19 protein-coding genes are annotated in these 17,503 nt (G+C 42.5%); 17 read left to right on the top strand and 2 right to left on the bottom strand.

Features of this window, described 5'->3' with window-relative positions; translation table 11 throughout:
- Nucleotides 1-30 precede the first annotated feature (30 nt).
- The 8 genes from AC0VYV_RS18760 to AC0VYV_RS18725 all read left to right on the top strand — a co-directional run bounded on the left by AC0VYV_RS18760 (nt 31) and on the right by AC0VYV_RS18725 (nt 8,424).
- Nucleotides 31-858, top strand: a complete 828-nt coding sequence (locus AC0VYV_RS18760; RefSeq protein WP_475367520.1) for an MIP/aquaporin family protein — start codon at nt 31-33, stop codon at nt 856-858.
- Between the two features lie 31 nt (nt 859-889).
- Nucleotides 890-2,386: a glycerol kinase GlpK gene (gene glpK / locus AC0VYV_RS18755; protein ID WP_475374100.1), complete on the top strand. Its 1,497-nt coding sequence runs from the start codon at nt 890-892 to the stop codon at nt 2,384-2,386.
- 272 nt (nt 2,387-2,658) lie between these two features.
- Entirely contained in the window at nt 2,659-4,335 is a 1,677-nt protein-coding gene (locus tag AC0VYV_RS18750; RefSeq protein ID WP_206759438.1) for a glycerol-3-phosphate dehydrogenase/oxidase, read from the top strand.
- Between the two features lie 203 nt (nt 4,336-4,538).
- Nucleotides 4,539-5,477 carry an HPr(Ser) kinase/phosphatase gene (hprK, locus tag AC0VYV_RS18745; RefSeq protein WP_194218766.1) on the top strand — a complete coding sequence of 313 codons (939 nt, stop codon included), beginning with the start codon at nt 4,539-4,541 and terminating at the stop codon, nt 5,475-5,477.
- A gap of 36 nt (nt 5,478-5,513) precedes the next feature.
- A complete protein-coding gene (gene lgt, locus AC0VYV_RS18740) occupies nt 5,514-6,326 on the top strand; it encodes a prolipoprotein diacylglyceryl transferase (protein WP_194218767.1) in 813 nt (270 codons plus the stop codon).
- Nucleotides 6,327-6,336: 10 nt separating this feature from the next.
- Nucleotides 6,337-7,287 (top strand): nucleoside recognition domain-containing protein, encoded by a 951-nt coding sequence (locus AC0VYV_RS18735; RefSeq protein WP_475374903.1) that lies wholly within the window; start codon nt 6,337-6,339, stop codon nt 7,285-7,287.
- Nucleotides 7,277-7,921: a pyrophosphatase PpaX gene (gene ppaX, locus AC0VYV_RS18730; RefSeq protein WP_194218768.1), complete on the top strand. Its 645-nt coding sequence runs from the start codon at nt 7,277-7,279 to the stop codon at nt 7,919-7,921. The genes AC0VYV_RS18735 and ppaX overlap by 11 nt, the downstream gene beginning before the upstream one ends.
- Complete coding sequence (locus AC0VYV_RS18725) at nt 7,918-8,424, top strand: acyltransferase (protein WP_475374099.1); 507 nt, start codon at nt 7,918-7,920, stop codon at nt 8,422-8,424. The genes ppaX and AC0VYV_RS18725 overlap by 4 nt, the downstream gene beginning before the upstream one ends.
- 36 nt (nt 8,425-8,460) lie before the next feature.
- On the opposite strand, the gene map is transcribed toward AC0VYV_RS18725, so the two are convergent.
- Together map and cax are read right to left on the bottom strand one after the other, a co-directional pair.
- Nucleotides 8,461-9,216 (bottom strand): type I methionyl aminopeptidase, encoded by a 756-nt coding sequence (gene map, locus AC0VYV_RS18720; RefSeq protein WP_194219587.1) that lies wholly within the window; start codon nt 9,214-9,216, stop codon nt 8,461-8,463.
- Between the two features lie 212 nt (nt 9,217-9,428).
- Nucleotides 9,429-10,499: a calcium/proton exchanger gene (cax, locus tag AC0VYV_RS18715; protein ID WP_475372916.1), complete on the bottom strand. Its 1,071-nt coding sequence runs from the start codon at nt 10,497-10,499 to the stop codon at nt 9,429-9,431.
- Nucleotides 10,500-10,804: 305 nt separating this feature from the next.
- Here cax and AC0VYV_RS18710 point away from each other — a divergent pair, with 305 nt between their 5' ends.
- From AC0VYV_RS18710 to AC0VYV_RS18670, 9 genes are all read left to right on the top strand, one after another.
- Nucleotides 10,805-11,986 carry an ATP phosphoribosyltransferase regulatory subunit gene (locus AC0VYV_RS18710; RefSeq protein ID WP_475374098.1) on the top strand — a complete coding sequence of 394 codons (1,182 nt, stop codon included), beginning with the start codon at nt 10,805-10,807 and terminating at the stop codon, nt 11,984-11,986.
- On the top strand, nt 11,986-12,627 hold the full coding sequence (hisG, locus tag AC0VYV_RS18705) for an ATP phosphoribosyltransferase (RefSeq protein WP_427391271.1): 642 nt from the start codon (nt 11,986-11,988) through the stop codon (nt 12,625-12,627). Before AC0VYV_RS18710 ends, hisG begins: the two co-directional genes overlap by 1 nt.
- Nucleotides 12,614-13,885 (top strand): histidinol dehydrogenase, encoded by a 1,272-nt coding sequence (gene hisD / locus AC0VYV_RS18700; protein ID WP_475374097.1) that lies wholly within the window; start codon nt 12,614-12,616, stop codon nt 13,883-13,885. The genes hisG and hisD overlap by 14 nt, the downstream gene beginning before the upstream one ends.
- Nucleotides 13,885-14,478, top strand: coding sequence for an imidazoleglycerol-phosphate dehydratase HisB (gene hisB, locus AC0VYV_RS18695; protein ID WP_408962561.1), 594 nt, complete (start codon nt 13,885-13,887; stop codon nt 14,476-14,478). The genes hisD and hisB overlap by 1 nt, the downstream gene beginning before the upstream one ends.
- Nucleotides 14,479-15,114 carry an imidazole glycerol phosphate synthase subunit HisH gene (hisH, locus tag AC0VYV_RS18690; RefSeq protein WP_404683306.1) on the top strand — a complete coding sequence of 212 codons (636 nt, stop codon included), beginning with the start codon at nt 14,479-14,481 and terminating at the stop codon, nt 15,112-15,114.
- Nucleotide 15,115: 1 nt separating this feature from the next.
- Nucleotides 15,116-15,835, top strand: coding sequence for a 1-(5-phosphoribosyl)-5-[(5-phosphoribosylamino)methylideneamino]imidazole-4-carboxamide isomerase (gene hisA, locus AC0VYV_RS18685; RefSeq protein ID WP_475365846.1), 720 nt, complete (start codon nt 15,116-15,118; stop codon nt 15,833-15,835).
- A 2-nt stretch (nt 15,836-15,837) separates the two neighbouring features.
- Entirely contained in the window at nt 15,838-16,596 is a 759-nt protein-coding gene (gene hisF / locus AC0VYV_RS18680) for an imidazole glycerol phosphate synthase subunit HisF (RefSeq protein WP_475365845.1), read from the top strand.
- On the top strand, nt 16,593-17,222 hold the full coding sequence (hisIE, locus tag AC0VYV_RS18675) for a bifunctional phosphoribosyl-AMP cyclohydrolase/phosphoribosyl-ATP diphosphatase HisIE (RefSeq protein WP_194218778.1): 630 nt from the start codon (nt 16,593-16,595) through the stop codon (nt 17,220-17,222). Before hisF ends, hisIE begins: the two co-directional genes overlap by 4 nt.
- A gap of 66 nt (nt 17,223-17,288) precedes the next feature.
- Nucleotides 17,289-17,426: a hypothetical protein gene (locus AC0VYV_RS18670; protein WP_165994973.1), complete on the top strand. Its 138-nt coding sequence runs from the start codon at nt 17,289-17,291 to the stop codon at nt 17,424-17,426.
- The last annotated feature ends 77 nt before the right edge of the window (nt 17,427-17,503 follow it).

Below are 17,503 nucleotides of genomic sequence, written 5' to 3'. Positions count from 1 at the left end.
TTTAGCTAAAATCAAAGGAAGGTGATTAAATTGACCCCATTTATTGGTGAAATATTAGGAACTATGATTTTAATTATTTTTGGTGGTGGCGTTGTTGCAAACGTTAACTTAAAAGATTCTAAAGCTCAGGGAGGTGGATGGATCGTTGTAGCCCTCGGTTGGGGACTTGGTGTTGCGATGGGTGTTTATGCTGTTGGACAAGTTAGTGGGGCTCACCTCAATCCAGCTGTAACATTAGGACTAGCTTCCGTTGGCGATTTTCCATGGAGCGATGTACCGAGCTACATAGCGGCGCAAATGATTGGTGCATTTCTCGGTGGATGTATTGTGTATTTTCATTTTCTACCTCATTTTCGTAGAGAAGATGATAAAGCGCTTAAATTAGCTGTATTTTCTACTGACCCTGCTATACCGCATACGTTCAGCAACTTTTTAAGTGAGTTTATTGGGACGGCTATGCTGTTAATTGGGTTACTAGCGATTGGTTCTAATGAATTTACAGATGGACTGAATCCATTCATCGTTGGTTTTCTCATTGTAGCGATTGGTCTATCACTAGGCGGTACGACTGGTTACGCCATTAACCCTGCTCGTGATCTTGGTCCAAGAATCGCACACTTTTTCTTACCTATTCCAGGTAAAGGTGATTCGAATTGGCAATATGCATGGATTCCAGTTATAGGGCCAGTGTGTGGGGGAATGTATGGAGCCATTCTTTTTAAAGCGGTAACAGAAGCAAGTTATGGTATGATTTTCTGGATAGCTACAGTGATTACAGCCATTTTATTTATTGTGCTGTATCAGCTTAGTGATAAACTTCAAGATTCTGTTCACTCTTCTTCAGAGGCTAAAAATTAATCTTCATAACTATATTTAGGGAGGAATTATTATGTCAGAGAAGTTCATTCTATCATTAGACCAAGGAACTACGAGTTCACGTGCCATTTTGTTTAATAAGAAAGGTGAAATTGTAAACGTTGCTCAAAAAGAATTTAAGCAGTATTTTCCTAAGGCTGGTTGGGTTGAGCACGATGCTCAAGAAATCTGGAGCTCAATTCTTTCGGTAATGGCTCAAGTACTTTCGTCCACTTCTGAGTTGTCTGCGAAAGATATTGAAGCCATCGGGATTACAAATCAACGTGAAACAACAGTAGTTTGGGATAAGAATACTGGTAAGCCAATTTATCATGCAGTTGTATGGCAGTCTCGCCAAACAGCCGGAATCGTCAATGAATTAAAAGAACAGGGTTATGGAGAGATGGTTCGAGATAAAACTGGTCTTCTAATCGATGCTTACTTTTCTGGAACGAAAGTTAAATGGATTCTGGATAATGTTGATGGTGCACGCGAGAAGGCTGAGAATGGGGATCTTCTCTTTGGTACAATCGATTCCTGGTTGATCTGGAAACTATCAGGCGGAAAAGCACACGTGACGGATTATACAAATGCTTCTCGTACGATGATGTATAACATATATGACTTGAAATGGGACGATCAGTTGCTTGAAATGCTGAATGTTCCTAAGTCAATGCTTCCTGAAGTTCGCCCATCTTCTGAAGTATATGCTAATACAGTTGATTACCACTTCTTCGGTCAGAATGTCCCAATTGCTGGGGTGGCCGGAGACCAGCAAGCAGCATTATTTGGCCAGGCATGTTATGAAAAAGGAATGGCTAAGAACACATATGGTACAGGTTGTTTCATGCTTATGAATACAGGTGAAAAAGCGGTTAAGTCAGATAATGGACTTCTCACGACAATCGCATGGGGCGTTGATGGAAAAGTGGAATATGCTCTTGAAGGTAGTATTTTCGTCGCGGGATCAGCGATTCAATGGTTAAGAGACGGATTACGCATGTTTAACGAAGCGCCAGAAAGTGAGCGTTATGCAGAACGCGTTGAGTCGACAGACGGTGTGTATATGGTACCTGCCTTCGTTGGTCTTGGTACACCTTATTGGGATAGCGATGTAAAAGGTGCTGTATTTGGATTAACAAGAGGAACGAGTAAGGAGCACTTTGTTCGTGCAACTCTTGAATCACTTGCTTATCAAACAAGAGATGTTCTTGATGCGATGACAGCTGATTCTGGCATCGACTTGAAAACACTTCGCGTCGATGGAGGCGTAGTAAACAATAGCTTCTTGATGCAATTCCAAAGCGATATCATTGGTGTACCTGTTGAGCGCCCGACTGTTAGTGAGACGACTGCACTTGGTGCAGCTTATCTTGCAGGACTTGCGACAGGATATTGGAAGAATAAAGAAGAGATCAAAAAGCAGTGGATGATTGACCATACATTTGATCCTGAAATGAAAGAAGATCAAAGAGAAGAGCTTTATGGAGGATGGAAGAAAGCTGTAAATGCTACAATGGCTTTTAAATAATCCTTTTTTGTAGGCACAGTCTTCTAACTGTGCTACAATGGAGACAAGTTAATATAGTTCTGGTCGGAGAATAGGAGAAGACCACAGCGCCCAAGCATAGTTTGTTATGCTCTGGTGTGTTGTGGTCTTTTTTTGTCCTTTAAACCAGTTTTCTTAGTAGGAATGTTCAATCTTATGCTTAAGAAGCCCTACATTAGGGGTAAAGTACTGAAGAGGTATTAATTAATCATTTTAAAAATGTAAGTGTTTATATAACAAAAGGGAGTGTGTTCATCTTGGTTAAACCATTTTCAGGATTACAAAGAAGCGTTGTGCTTGATCAAATTGTATCAGAGGAGTTAGATGTACTCGTTGTTGGAGGCGGAATTACAGGGGCAGGTATCTTGCTTGATTCTGCATCTCGTGGAATGAACTCGGCTGTTATCGAAATGCAGGATTTTGCTGCTGGTACGTCAAGTCGTTCAACGAAACTTGTTCACGGTGGATTGCGTTATTTGAAAAATCTCGAAATTGGATTAGTCGCTGAAGTTGGGAAAGAGCGAGCGATCGTTTATGAAAATGCTCCTCACGTTACAACACCTGAATGGATGCTACTACCAATTATTAAAGGCGGTACATTCGGCAAATTTTCTACTGGAGCTGGTCTTGCACTTTATGACAGACTGGCTGGTGTTAAACGGAAAGAAAGAAGAAGCATGCTTTCTAAGAAGGAAGCGCTAGACAAAGAGCCACTTCTTCGTAAAAGTGATGTAAAGGGCGGCGGATATTATGTTGAATATCGCACAGATGATGCCCGTCTCACGCTTGAAATTATGAAAGAAGCCGTTCATCGCGGTGGAAAAGCTGTAAACTATGTGAAAGCAGAACAGCTTTTATATGAAGATGGTAAGATTGTTGGTGTACGAGCTAAAGACGTTGTAACAGGTGAAACACGTGAGATTAGAGCGAAAAAAGTTGTGAATGCAGCTGGCCCATGGGTCGATGAAATTCGTGGTCTTGATCAATCGAAAAAAGGTAAGCACATGTTCCTAACTAAAGGGGTTCACCTAGTATTTGATCAATCTAAATTCCCACTTCAACAAGCCGTCTATTTCGACACGCCATTTAATGATGGGCGAATGATGTTTGCAATCCCACGCGCCGGCAAAACGTATATCGGTACAACGGATACGCATTATACGAAAAATCCTGTACATCCGCAGATGACAGTAGAAGACAGAGATTATATTGTTGATGCAGCGAACTATATGTTCCCAAGCATTAATGTAACAAAAGAAGATGTGGAATCAAGCTGGTCAGGTGTACGTCCGTTGATTCACGAAGAAGGAAAAGACCCATCTGAAATTTCTCGTAAAGATGAGATCTTCCTATCAGATTCCGGTTTGATTACCATTGCTGGTGGTAAATTAACGGGCTATCGCAAAATGGCTGAAAAAGTCGTTAGTCTGATTGCGGATCAATTTAAAGAAGAAAAATATAAGAAATTCCCTGCTTCTACTACAAAGAATATGGTTCTCTCTGGTGGCTATGTTGGAGGAAGCAAAGGCTTTAAGGAATATGCAACAGAACAAGTTCGTAGAGGTACAACACTTGGTCTAAGTGTTAATGAAGCAGAAACCCTCGTGCAGCGATATGGTTCTAACATTGAACGAATTTATCAAATCATTGAAACGGTCGGAACGGAAGCGAATTTCCATAACTTAAGTCTTGAAGTATTCGCTACCCTTATCTATGGTATTGAAGAAGAAATGGTGGCAACTCCACTTGATTACTTCAATCGTAGAACAAGTGCCCTTTACTTTGACATTGATTGGGTTCGTCGCTGGAAAGAGCCAGTTATCGAGTATATGGCTAAGCGACTTAACTGGTCAAATGAAATGAAACAAGCACACATTCAAGAGCTAGATAAGCAAATGCATGATGCTGTTGTGCCATTAAAAGTAAAATAAGCTTTTCAAACCGAAGCATTCGCTTCGGTTTTTTGTATTTTAAGGAGTGTTAATCTTTTGAAGGGTGAGAGTGGGTCAGGTACGTACCTGACCCCACTCTCAAAAAGGGCTCCAATTCTGTATGTGCTTTGAAATAGGAAATGGTACAATAGGGGAAGTTGAAATGGAACCGTCTTTTTGGTTCTTACATAGGAGGTTTACGAATGGTTAAAGTTCGTATGAAAGATGTCATTGAGAAGTTCAGTCTTGAGCTTGTGAGCGGGGAGGAAGGGATTCATCGTCCGATCACAACGAGTGATATTTCACGACCGGGACTAGAAATGGCTGGTTTTTTCACTTATTATCCAGCAGAACGTTTGCAGCTACTCGGAAAGACAGAGATGTCCTTCTTTCATGGTTTAACAGATGAGCAGAAAGTAGAGCGGATGCAGAAGCTCTGTACAGACGAAACACCTGGGATAGTTCTTTCTAGAGATATGGAAGTTCCTGAGGAATTGATCGCGTCATCTAAAGAAAAAGATGTTCCTATTTTACGATCTAATATGACAACGACTCGCTTAAGCAGCCGCTTAACGAATTATCTTGAGAGTCAGCTTGCGCCAAACACTGCGATTCACGGTGTTCTTGTGGATATTTATGGCGTAGGTGTACTCATTACAGGCTCGAGTGGCGTAGGGAAAAGTGAAACAGCTCTTGAGCTTGTAAAGCGTGGTCATCGTCTTGTAGCAGATGATTCCGTGGAAATCCGTCAGGAAGCGGAAAATACGCTAGTCGGTAGCGCTCCTGAATTAATTCAACATTTACTTGAAATAAGAGGCCTCGGCATCATTAACGTCATGACGTTGTTTGGTGCAGGTGCGATTCGAAACTACAAAAAGATCTCCCTAGTGATGAATCTAGAACTTTGGGATTCGAAAAAGGTTTATGATCGTCTTGGTCTTGAAGAGGAGTATATGAAAATCATTGATTCGAATGTGCCAAGACTTGTTGTGCCAGTTCGTCCAGGACGAAACCTTGCGATCATTATAGAAGTAGCAGCGATGAATTTCCGTCTGAAAAATATGGGGATGAATGCAGCAAAGCAATTTTCAGAAAGACTGACAAGAGAGATTGAAGATGGAGACGAGCACGACAGCATCTAATCTTAATCAAGATATGGATAAAGGAGAGACAACGACATGCTAGCCTCAATACAGCCTCTTGATCGCGTCGCGCTAGAGCTGGGACCGATCTCGATTTACTGGTACGGCATTATCATTGCTTTTGGAGCTTACCTTGGCTTGCTTCTAGCTATGAGAGAAACAAAGCGCCAGGGCCTGCCAAAAGAAACCTTTGTTGATCTAATTTTATGGGCTGTCCCCATAGCCATTATTTCAGCGCGTATTTACTATGTTATTTTCCAGTGGAGCTACTACAAGGATAATCCTGGTGACATCTTTGCCATTTGGGAAGGTGGTATCGCCATTCACGGTGCATTAATTGGTTCTGTTATTACAGCTATTATTTTCACTAGAAAGCGTGGACTATCTTTCTGGAAAATTGCTGACATCGCTGCTCCGAGTATTATACTAGGGCAAGCGATCGGACGTTGGGGTAACTTTATGAACCAGGAAGCGCATGGGGGACCTGTCACAAGAGCATTTCTCGAGAATCTGATGCTTCCGGATTTTATTATTAATCAAATGTATATTGACGGGACTTATTATCACCCGACATTTCTTTACGAATCTCTTTGGAACATAGCTGGAGTCGTGCTGCTTGTAATTCTTCAAAGAACGGCCGTTAAGCGAGGAGAAGTTTTCCTTGCTTATGTAACATGGTATTCTATTGGCCGGCTTTATATTGAAGGGCTACGTACAGATAGTCTAATGTTAACGGAATCTTTAAGGGTAGCACAGGTGATTTCAGTCGTATTAATTATTGTGTCGATCGCTTTAATCATTTATCGACGCAAAGTAATGAAAGCAAAGCCTTATAACGAAAAAGGATAGGAGGAGTGTCATTGTGGGCATTTTGCGACGGGGCTTAAAAGCAGGGCTCATAACAACGTGGGACCTTGGGAAAATTATTTTTCCAATCACCTTAGTAATGACCCTCCTTCGTTATACACCTGTTCTCGAATGGATCGTTACGTTAATCGCTCCTGTCATGAAATGGATGGGCTTGTCTGGAGACGCAGCTATTCCTCTTGTGCTAGGGAATTTCTTGAATCTTTATGCGGGGATCGGAGCCATTCTTACACTCGATTTAACGGTCAAAGAGGTGTTTATTTTGGCTGTTATGCTTTCCTTCTCACACAATTTGCTTATTGAGTCAGGCGTAGCTGCAAGAGTGGGTGTAAAGTTATGGGTTATTCTTGCCGTTAGACTGGGGCTTGCTGTCCTCTCTGCTTTTATAATCAACATTGTCTGGCAGGGTGGAAGCGAACAGGCAGCGTATGGTTTTGTTTCTCAAACGAATGAAATGGTTACCGGTTGGGGCTCTATTATTCTTCAAGGATTAGAAAAAGCATCGTTAGGTGTTCTTCAGCTCGCTCTGATCGTGATTCCACTTATGATTTTCATACAGGTTATGAAAGACTTTTCCTGGCTTTCGACGTTTTCTCGCTGGATGGCTCCAGTGACGAAGGGGTTAGGTATGAAAGAAAATACATCTACAACGCTTGCTGCAGGTCTTGTTTTTGGGCTCGCTTATGGAGCAGGAGTAATGATTCAAGCTGTAAAAGAAGATGGCGTTGAGAAGAAAGACCTTTACTTAGCGTTTATTTTTCTTGTGGCGTGTCATGCTGTCATTGAGGATACTCTTATTTTCATTCCTCTTGGAATTCCTGTTATCTGGCTTCTTCTCGTAAGACTTGTAACAGCCATACTTTTAACGATTATCGTCTCAGTAATATGGAAGCGACGTGAATTGAACGCTTCAGAAAGAAAGGAACCATCGTATGAGCATTAACACAATTTTATTTGATTTAGACGGAACACTGATTAATACGAATGATTTAATTATGGCTTCATTTAGGCATACGTTTGAACACTTTTATCCAGGTCGTTATGAGGATGAAGAGTTGAAGCAGTTTATTGGAGAGCCACTTTATCTGACATTTGCTAAGCATGATGAAAGTCGAGCGGAAGAAATGGTCGCTTTTTATCGTGAACATAATATCGCAAATCACGATAATCTTGTAACGGAATTCGATGGCGTTTTTGAAACGATTAAGACGCTATCTGAAAACGGATATAAGCTTGCAATTGTGACGTCGAAAATGAGAAACACAGTTGAAATGGGGTTAAAGCTAACTGAGCTTGATCAGTTCTTCCCAGTTGTCATCACAGTTGATGAAGTTGAGAACCCTAAACCGCATCCAGAACAGCTTGAAACAGCAATGAAGGAGCTTCGTTCAGTTCGAGAAGAAACGATTATGGTTGGAGATAGCCAATACGATATTCTTGCTGGACAAAACGCAGGTGTTACGACTGTAGGTGTTTCGTGGACGATTAAAGGGAGCGACTTCCTGGCGTCGTTTAAGCCAGATTACCTTGTTGACCATATGGGAGAACTTCTTGCGATTGCTGGAGTCGAAAAGTGAGAAACACGGAGCGGTACCCCGTTACTGGTAGCAACGCTCTCTGGCAAATTTATAAAACAGTCCCCTTTTGGAAGGTAGTTAAGAATTTTATTGTTATTCAGCTTGCTCGGTATACCCCGTTTATTCCGATGAAAAATTGGTTATATAAGACATTTCTTGGAGTGAAAATCGGCGATCAAACCGCATTTGCCCTAATGGTGATGCTCGACATTATGTTTCCGGAGAAAATTTCAGTCGGGAAGAATTCGATTGTTGGTTACAATACGACCATTCTTGCTCATGAATATTTGATTGATGAGTATCGACTTGGAGATGTTGTGATTGGCGATCGCGTAATGATCGGAGCAAATAGTACTTTGCTTCCTGGCATTACGATTGGTGACGGAGCGATTGTTTCAGCTGGAACGCTTGTTCATAAAAGTGTGCCAGCAGGGGCTTTTGTTGGTGGGAATCCGATGCAGGTGATTTATACGAAAGAAGAACGAGCAAAGCATGATATATAGAAATCCCGTAGCATATTGCTACGGGATTTCTATTAGTTATTCGTCACCTTGATCAGTTAAAATTACCGGGCCGTCTTTTGTAATTGCGAGCGTATGCTCATACTGAGCTGATGTAGAACCATCTACTGTGCGAGCTGTCCAGCCGTCTTCGTCAATTGTGCTATATGGTTTACCGATGTTTAGCATCGGTTCAATTGTAATCACCATACCTTCTTTCAATCGTGCTCCTGTACCAGGTTGACCAAAGTGTGGAATCATTGGTTCTTCGTGAAGGGTAGGTCCAATGCCGTGTCCTGTGAAGTCACGGACAACGCCAAAGCCTTCTGCTTCAGCGTATTTTTGAATCGCATGGCCAATATCGCCAATACGATTGCCAATGACTGCCTGCTCGATACCAAGGTAGAGGGACTTTTTCGTCGCTTCAAGCAAATGCTGTTTTTCCTCTGAAATTTCTCCAACTGCATACGTCCATGCAGAATCAGCGAGTGCGCCATTCAAATTGACAACCATATCAATTGTAACGATGTCGCCTTCTTTTAATTTTTTCGAACCTGGGAATCCGTGGCAAATGACATCATTAACTGAAGCACACGTTGCGTAAGGATAGTCCTGGTATCCCTTTTGCTCAGGTGTCGCGCCGCGTTCTTCTAGAAAGAGTTCAACAAAGTCATCGATTTGTTTGGTTGTTACACCAGGCTTGATAATGCTTCGTAATTCTTTGTGACAATCGGCAAGTACTTCGCCTGCTTCTTTCATTAATTGAATCTCTCGATTTGTTTTACGGTGAATCATATTTTCGCCTACTTTCTGCGTATTCATTTGTTCTATTAGGTGTTTCTTCCACCTGCTATTGGCTATTATCGTTTATTTTCTAACACGTTATGCGGAAGAACTTCCCTCAGTTACTGTAACAAAAAAACCCGCAAATTGCAGGTTTATTGTTTAGCTTATATTAATGAACCAAAAATAAAGATATCAACAATATAAGCCAACATAGCTATTGATTAAAGTAAATAAAATCCTATCCCCATGATTAAGTAAGCAGCAAGTAATGTTGCTCCTTCAAACCAGTTTGTTTCTCCATCATTACTAATCACAATCATAAGTAAGACAGCTGTTACCATAGTGACAAGCTCTGGTAATGTAAAGACGAGTGGCATTTGTACTGGGAAGAAAAGAGAGATTAGGACAAGTAGCGGTGCAACAAACATCGCAACTTGAAGCGTGGATCCTACTGCAATTTCCACAGCAACATCCATTTTGTTTTTGTAGGCCATAATAATAGCTGAAGCATGTTCAGCGGCATTTCCTACAATCGCTACAATAATCACCCCGATGAATAACTCGCTCCATCCAAACGTTTCTCCAACTGTTTCAAACGTATGAACAAGGCTTTCTGACACGTAAGCAACGGCGGCTGTGGAGAGTGCTAGAACGAGCATTGCTTTTTTTCTGCTCCATTCAGGCTCTTCATGTGCATGACCACCTTCTTGGTCTGAGACGTGCTGATAGACGCCGCGGTGAGTGACGAGCTTGAAGAAGAGAGCGGCAAGGTAAAGAATGATGAGGATAATGGAAATGCCTGTACTCAATGAAATGGCTTCAGCGTCACTCATGCCCATTGAAAAAACTTCAGGAATAACAAACGCTACGATGACACCAAACATAAGTAATCCTGAGTTGTGCCTTGCATCATATACATTGAATTTTTGCCTTTTGAATTTTAAGCCCCCAACGAAAAAGGATAATCCAGCAACAAGGAGTAGATTCCCCAGTACTGATCCTGTTAGCGAAGCGAGCACAATTTCAATTAAACCTTCTCTTAATGCAAAGATAGAAATGATCAGTTCAACAGCATTGCCAAATGTGGCGTTTAACAATCCGCCAATTCTAGGGCCAGAGATAACAGCAAGGCTTTCCGTCGCTCTTCCCATAAAAGCAGCAAGAGAAATGATTGTTAAGCAATAGACAATAAACATTAGTGTTTGCGACCAGTGAAGAAGACTTCCGGCAACGGACAATGGTACTCCAATAATAACTAGGAAGAAGAAGATTTTATTGACCACATGACACATCCTCTCTTTTCATCATCTACTCTTTTCCTCATTATAGATTTCCTTAATTGGAAAAGAAAGTTTCTTTCAAAGCTATTACCCTAATTTATCAATAAGTGATCCTGATGAAGACGGGATGAGTCATAAATCGACATCATTCCTTAAGATTACCTAAAAAATAAAGGGGATTCATATTGGAGTACAGAAAAGGAGTAAAGGGAATAATGCCCCTTATCGGTTGACGAAAAAAATAAAGGCGTGTAAACTACAAATAACTTCATCTTGTTAGTATGTTAGCGAACTAAAGGAAATGTGAGGTGCACAAAATGACAAGACCATTCGTATTTGAGAAGCCGCTCGGTATGCGCGATACGCTACCGGTACTATATGACTTGAAAACAAGTATTCGTGAAAGAATTCAGCGTGTAACAGAGGGATGGGGCTATCGTTTTATGAACACCCCTACGCTAGAGTACTATGAAACGGTCGGAGAAGCTTCTGCTATCCTTGATCAGCAGCTTTTCAAACTACTTGACCAGCGTGGCAATACGCTTGTCTTAAGACCTGATATGACCGCCCCAATTGCTCGTGTCGCTGCGTCTAGTCTAAAGAATGAGCCTTTTCCACTGCGCCTTGCTTATGATTCTAATGTGTTTCGAGCGCAGGAAGACGAAGGTGGAAAACCGGCAGAATTTGAACAAATAGGTGTTGAGTTAATCGGTGATCGCACGACGAGCGCCGATGCAGAAGTGATCGCATTAATGGCAGCCGTTTTAAAAGAAGCCGGTCTTGAAGATTTCCAAATCGCGATTGGCCATGTTGGATTTATTCAGGAGCTGTTTCTTTCGATCGTTGGTAACGAAGACAGAGCTGCCGTTCTACGCCGCTATTTATATGAAAAAAACTATGTAGGGTATCGCCAGCATGTAAGAGAAATGCCGCTCTCTACAATTGATCAAAAAAGACTTATGGCTCTCTTAACGCTCAGAGGTGATGGTTCAAAACTAGAAGAAGCCATTGAGTTGCTGCCGACTGACGCTGGTGAAAGAGTTCTTGATGAGCTTCGTACACTTCTACATACGCTTGAAGCATATGGGGTAGCTAACCAGGTGAAATTTGATTTCACTCTTGTAAGTCACATGAGTTATTACACGGGAGTTGTGTTTGAGGGATATGCCAATAACCTTGGTGTACCGTTAAGCAATGGCGGACGCTACGATGAACTGCTGTCGCGTTTTGATCGTCCGGCACAGGCAACAGGGTTCGGTATTCGTTTGGATCACCTTGCTGAAGCACTTGGTGTAACGAGTGAGGAAAAGCTCCCATATGCGATTATCTTTAGTCCTGAACGAAGAGAAGAAGCGATTCAACAGGCGTCAGAACGAAGGGCTAATGGTGAAAAAGTTGTGGTGCAGGAGTTAAGTGGTGTCACAAACCTTGATGCTTACTCAGAACGTTTTGATGACGTCACGTATTTAATCGGTAAGAACGGAAAGGGGATGTTGTAATGCTGACGATGGCAATGCCAAAAGGGCGTATTTTTGAAGAGGCGGTAGAATTGCTTCGAAACGCGGGTTATCAACTTCCCCCTGAGTTTGATGATTCAAGAAAATTAATTCTCGATATAGAAGAAGAAAATCTTCGTTTCATTCTAGCAAAACCAATGGATGTTCCGACATACGTGGAGCACGGTGTAGCGGATGTTGGAATTGCTGGGAAAGATGTCATGCTAGAAGAAGAGCGCAATGTATACGAAGTACTAGATTTAAAAATTAGTGGATGCTATTTAGCTGTTGCAGGTCTTTCGGATGGACCAATTAAAGGCGTTGCACCAAAGATTGCTACAAAGTATCCGAACGTAGCTTCTAACTATTTTCGTCAGCAGGGTGAACAGGTTGAGATTATTAAGTTAAACGGATCGATTGAGCTTGCTCCGCTAATCGGCCTTGCTGATCGTATCGTCGATATTGTTTCAACAGGAAGAACGTTAACGGAAAACGGTTTAATGGAAACGGCGTTTATTGAGCCAATCACATCTCGCTTTATTGTGAATCCAGTTAGCTATCGAACGAAGGATGCAATCATTGACGATATGGTCGAGCGTCTTTCAGCGGTTGTGGAAGGAGAGAGCGCAGATGAAAATCGTTAATAGGAGCGAAGGGGTATCTATCAAACGATCGATTGAGCAGGGAACAGAAGAGCAGCGTCAGGCTGTTCTTTCTATTCTTTCGCAAGTTAAAGCAACTGGCGATGAAGCCGTTAAGGAAAATACAAAGAAGTTTGATGGAGCAGATTTGAAAGAACTTCGCGTGTCAAATGAAGAAATCGAACGGGCATATCTCGATTTATCTGATGAACTCATTACGACGATTAGAAAGGCGGCTGGCAATATTCAATCATTTCACGAACGCCAGCGTCGTCAATCATGGTTTACAACTTCTGAAGACGGTACAATGCTTGGACAAAAAGTAACACCGCTTGATTCTGTCGGTGTTTATGTTCCGGGTGGCAAAGCTGCATATCCTTCTTCCGTATTAATGAATGTTATTCCTGCTGTCGCTGCAGGTGTGAAGCGAATTGCGATGGTAACGCCACCTGACTCAGACGGAAATGTTCCTTCAGGTGTACTTGTTGCAGCGAATGAAGTGGGTGTATCGGAAATCTTTAAAGTAGGTGGAGCGCAGGCTGTTGGCGCGCTTGCTTACGGGACGGAATCGATCGCACCCGTAGATAAAATCGTCGGTCCAGGAAATATTTTTGTGGCCCTTGCGAAACGAGAAGTATTTGGGATTGTTGATATTGATATGATCGCTGGTCCAAGTGAAATCGTTGTTCTAGCCGATGAAAAGGCTAATCCAGCTTATGTGGCAGCAGACTTATTATCGCAGGCCGAACACGATGAGCGAGCTAGCGCTGTTCTAGTGACAACTTCAGAGACACTAGCTGAACGTGTTCAAGAAGAGGTGAAGCAACAGCTTGTCGAGCTTCCACGAGCTGAAATTGCATCTAAGTCAATTGATGATTACGGAATGATTTATGTCGTGAATCATCTTGCCGAAGCGGTAGATGCCGTCAATGAACTCGCTCCTGAGCACCTTGAAATTATGGTAGAGGAACCAATGACGCTTCTTGGGAAAATTCGTCACGCAGGAGCTATTTTCCTTGGTCCATATAGCTCAGAGCCTGTTGGTGATTATTTTGCCGGCCCGAACCACGTACTACCTACGAACGGAACAGCTCGTTTTTCAAGTCCGCTATCAGTAGACGATTTCATTAAAAAATCAAGCGTTATTTCTTATAGTAAAGAAGCAATGAGAACAAACGGTAGCAGCATCGCAGCGCTCGCAAAGCTTGAAGGTCTGGATGCACACGCAAGAGCCGTTGAACTTCGATTGGAGGATTTATAATGGGTGAAGAGAGAAAAAGTTCGATTTCAAGAGAAACATCTGAAACATCGATTAACCTTTCGTTTGGGGTAGATGGAAGCGGGAAAACAGATTTACAAACCGGCGTTCCTTTTCTTACTCATATGCTGGATCTGTTCACGAAGCACGGAAAGTTTGATTTAGCCATTGCTGCGAACGGAGATACCGAAGTAGATGATCACCACACAACGGAAGACATTGGTATTTGTCTAGGGGAAGCGTTGAAACAAGCACTTGGTACGAAAGAAGGCATTAAGCGGTATGGAAATGCGTTTGTGCCGATGGATGACGCGCTTGCGCAGGTAGTAGTTGATCTAAGCAACCGTCCTCATCTTGAATACCGTGTTGAATTGCCATCGAATCGCGTAGGGACATTTGATACCGAATTGGTTCATGAGTTTTTATGGAAGCTTGCTATTGAAGCAAGAATGAACTTACACGTAATTGTTCACTATGGCCACAATACGCACCACATCATTGAAGCCATTTTTAAAGCGCTAGGACGTGCGTTAGACGAAGCAACACTTATTGATCCTCGTGTAAAAGGCGTGCCATCAACGAAAGGAATGCTGTAAATGATCGGAATTATTGATTATGGAATGGGGAATTTATACAGCGTTAGTAAGGCACTAGAACGTCTCGGTTATGATTATTTCGTTTCCGAAGATGAACAGGAGCTTTCAAAAGCAACGGGGCTCCTTCTTCCTGGAGTCGGCTCCTTTCGAGACGCAATGGCGATTTTGACTGAAACAGGATTAAAGGCTTTTATTGAAAAAGAAGTGGAGGCAGGAAAGCCACTTCTTGGGATTTGTCTTGGCATGCAGCTTCTATTTGAAGAAAGCGATGAGAATGGGTATGCGGAAGGCTTTTCTTTTTTGCCAGGAAAAGTAAAGAAGTTCCCCGGACAAGATTCTTTAGGTAACGCTTATAAAGTTCCACATATGGGGTGGAACAAGCTAGTGATCGAGCAGCCAGAATCGTTTTTAATGAATGATGTCGGTGAGGAACACGTGTATTTTGTTCACTCCTATTATGTTGATACGAACGATCGGGATGTTCTTATTGCCACGGCAGATTACGCTGAGGAAGTTCCAGCAGTTGTTGGTAAGGGGAAGGTGTTTGGCACCCAGTTTCACCCGGAGAAAAGTAGCCATGCTGGCCTTGAGATCTTAAAGAATTATGCTCAATACATAGAAGGGAATGACGCATAAGATGCCAATTACGATCTATCCTGCTATTGATATGAGAGGCGGCAAATGTGTACGCCTTTTGCAAGGTGACTATAACAAAGAAACGGTTTACGGCGATTCACCATTTGATATGGCAAAGCAATTTGCAGATGATGGGGCCGAGTGGATTCACATGGTTGATCTTGACGGTGCGAGAGAAGGAAAGCGCGTGAATGATCGTCACGTTCTTGAAGTCGCAAATGGGTTATCGGCGCGAGTCCAGGTTGGCGGCGGGATTCGAACTGAAGAAGATGTCGCTTATTATCTTGAGAACGGTGTTGATCGTATTATTCTCGGTAGTAGCGCCATTTCAGATCCTGACTTCGTGAAAAGAATGCTTGAGCGTTATAAAGAAAAAATCGCGATTGGTATCGATGCAAGAGATGGGTATGTCGCTGTCGAAGGATGGTTGAAAACCTCTGAAGTCAAAGCGGTGGATCTTGGCAAAGAACTCGCTGAACACGGAGCGGAAGTTTTCATTTTCACTGATATTTCAAAGGACGGCACGCTGTCTGGGCCAAACGTTGAGGCAATTGCTAAACTTGGTGAGGCTACAGGGAAAGAAGTGATCGCTTCAGGTGGGATAAGTAATCTTGACGATGTAATTAGTCTTCAGCAAAGAAGTGATTCGATTAGCGGTGCGATCATCGGGAAAGCTCTTTATACAAATCAATTTACATTAAAACAGGCGTTGGAGGTCTAGACATGCTAACAAAGCGCATTATTCCATGTCTTGATGTAAAAGACGGCCGCGTTGTGAAAGGTATCCAATTTGTTGGTCTGAGAGACGCAGGTGATCCAGTTGAATTAGCAAGAGTGTATGATGAAGAAGGCGCTGATGAACTCGTTTTTCTAGATATATCAGCTTCTCATGAAGGAAGAGAAACGATGGTTGATGTGGTAAGACAAGTTGCAGCAGAGCTTGCCATTCCTTTCACTGTTGGTGGAGGCATTAATAAGCTTGAGGATATGAAGCGTGTACTTCGTGCCGGAGCGGATAAAGTATCCATGAATACTGCAGCAGTTCTTCGTCCGGAATTGATCCGTGAAGGCGCCGATTATTTTGGAACGCAGTGCATGGTTGTGGCGATTGACGCGAAGTGGGAAGATGAGACGAAATCATGGCGTGTGTATACGCACGGTGGTCGGACTGCGACGGATTGGGATGCAGTTGAGTGGGCAATCAAAGCACAGGAAATGGGAGCAGGAGAAATATTACTAACTAGTATGAATGCGGATGGCAGTAAAGATGGTTTTGATGTTCCTTTAACGAAAGCAGTTGGTGATGCCGTCTCAATTCCAGTGATTGCATCAGGAGGAGCAGGGTCATCAGAAGATTTTCTTGAAGTCTTCCATGATGCTTCAGCAGATGCTGCTCTTGCGGCGTCCATCTTCCATTATAAAGAAACCTCTCTATCACATGTGAAAGATTACTTAAAACAAAACGGGGTGGCGATTCGATGAATACCGAAATGATCCAATTTGATGAAAAAGGTCTAGTGCCAGCGATTGTACAGGATGCAGCAAGTAAAGAAGTTCTCACACTTGCTTATATGAACAAAGAGTCCCTTACGAAAACGATTGAAACAAAAGAAACGTGGTTTTACAGTCGCTCTCGTGAAGAACTCTGGCATAAAGGAGAGACTTCAGGTAATACGCAACAGGTATTGGATCTACGTTATGACTGCGATCAAGACGCCGTCCTTGTACTTGTGAACCCTGCGGGACCTGCCTGTCATAAAGGAACCTATTCTTGCTTCAATGATTCCTTACTTTCAGAAGAAGTAAAGCCGGACGCTGATCGCTTCGCCATACTCAATACGCTTGAAGAAGTGATTGCGAAAAGAGAAGCAGAGCGTCCTGAAGGGGCGTATACTACGTATCTCTTTAAGGAAGGTGTCGATAAAATACTGAAGAAGGTAGGAGAAGAGGCTTCTGAAGTTATTATTGCAGCGAAAAACCGCGACCACGAAGAACTTACGTGGGAATCAGCGGATCTCATTTTCCACTGGATGGTTCTGTTAAGAGAGCAGGAATGTTCGCTTGATGACGTCCTTCAAGTACTTGAGGAACGACACGCTTCGAAGTAATGAAACTTTATTCTCTTTTGATCGTAATAAGAGTAAATTCAATTACGAGAAATGGAGAGAGGTCGTATGTTTGTAGGGTTTATGTTTGTGGGACTTGCTATTGGGCTTTTTCTCGGACAGCCAGGACCTGGTGTACTGCTTGGAATGGGAATTGGTTTTATTGCGCAAGAAATTTCAAAGCGCAAAAAAGATATGTGGAAATAAAAGCGAGCCGCGGAGCTCGTTTTTATTTTGGGCAATTGGGACAGAAAGAAACAATTTAGTTAGCTTGAGTGTGCCGC

Source organism: Anaerobacillus sp. QJM3NY_17, from assembly GCF_056173665.1.
Note: the sequence above shows the minus strand (reverse complement) of the source record. Positions and strands in the feature narration are given on the sequence as shown.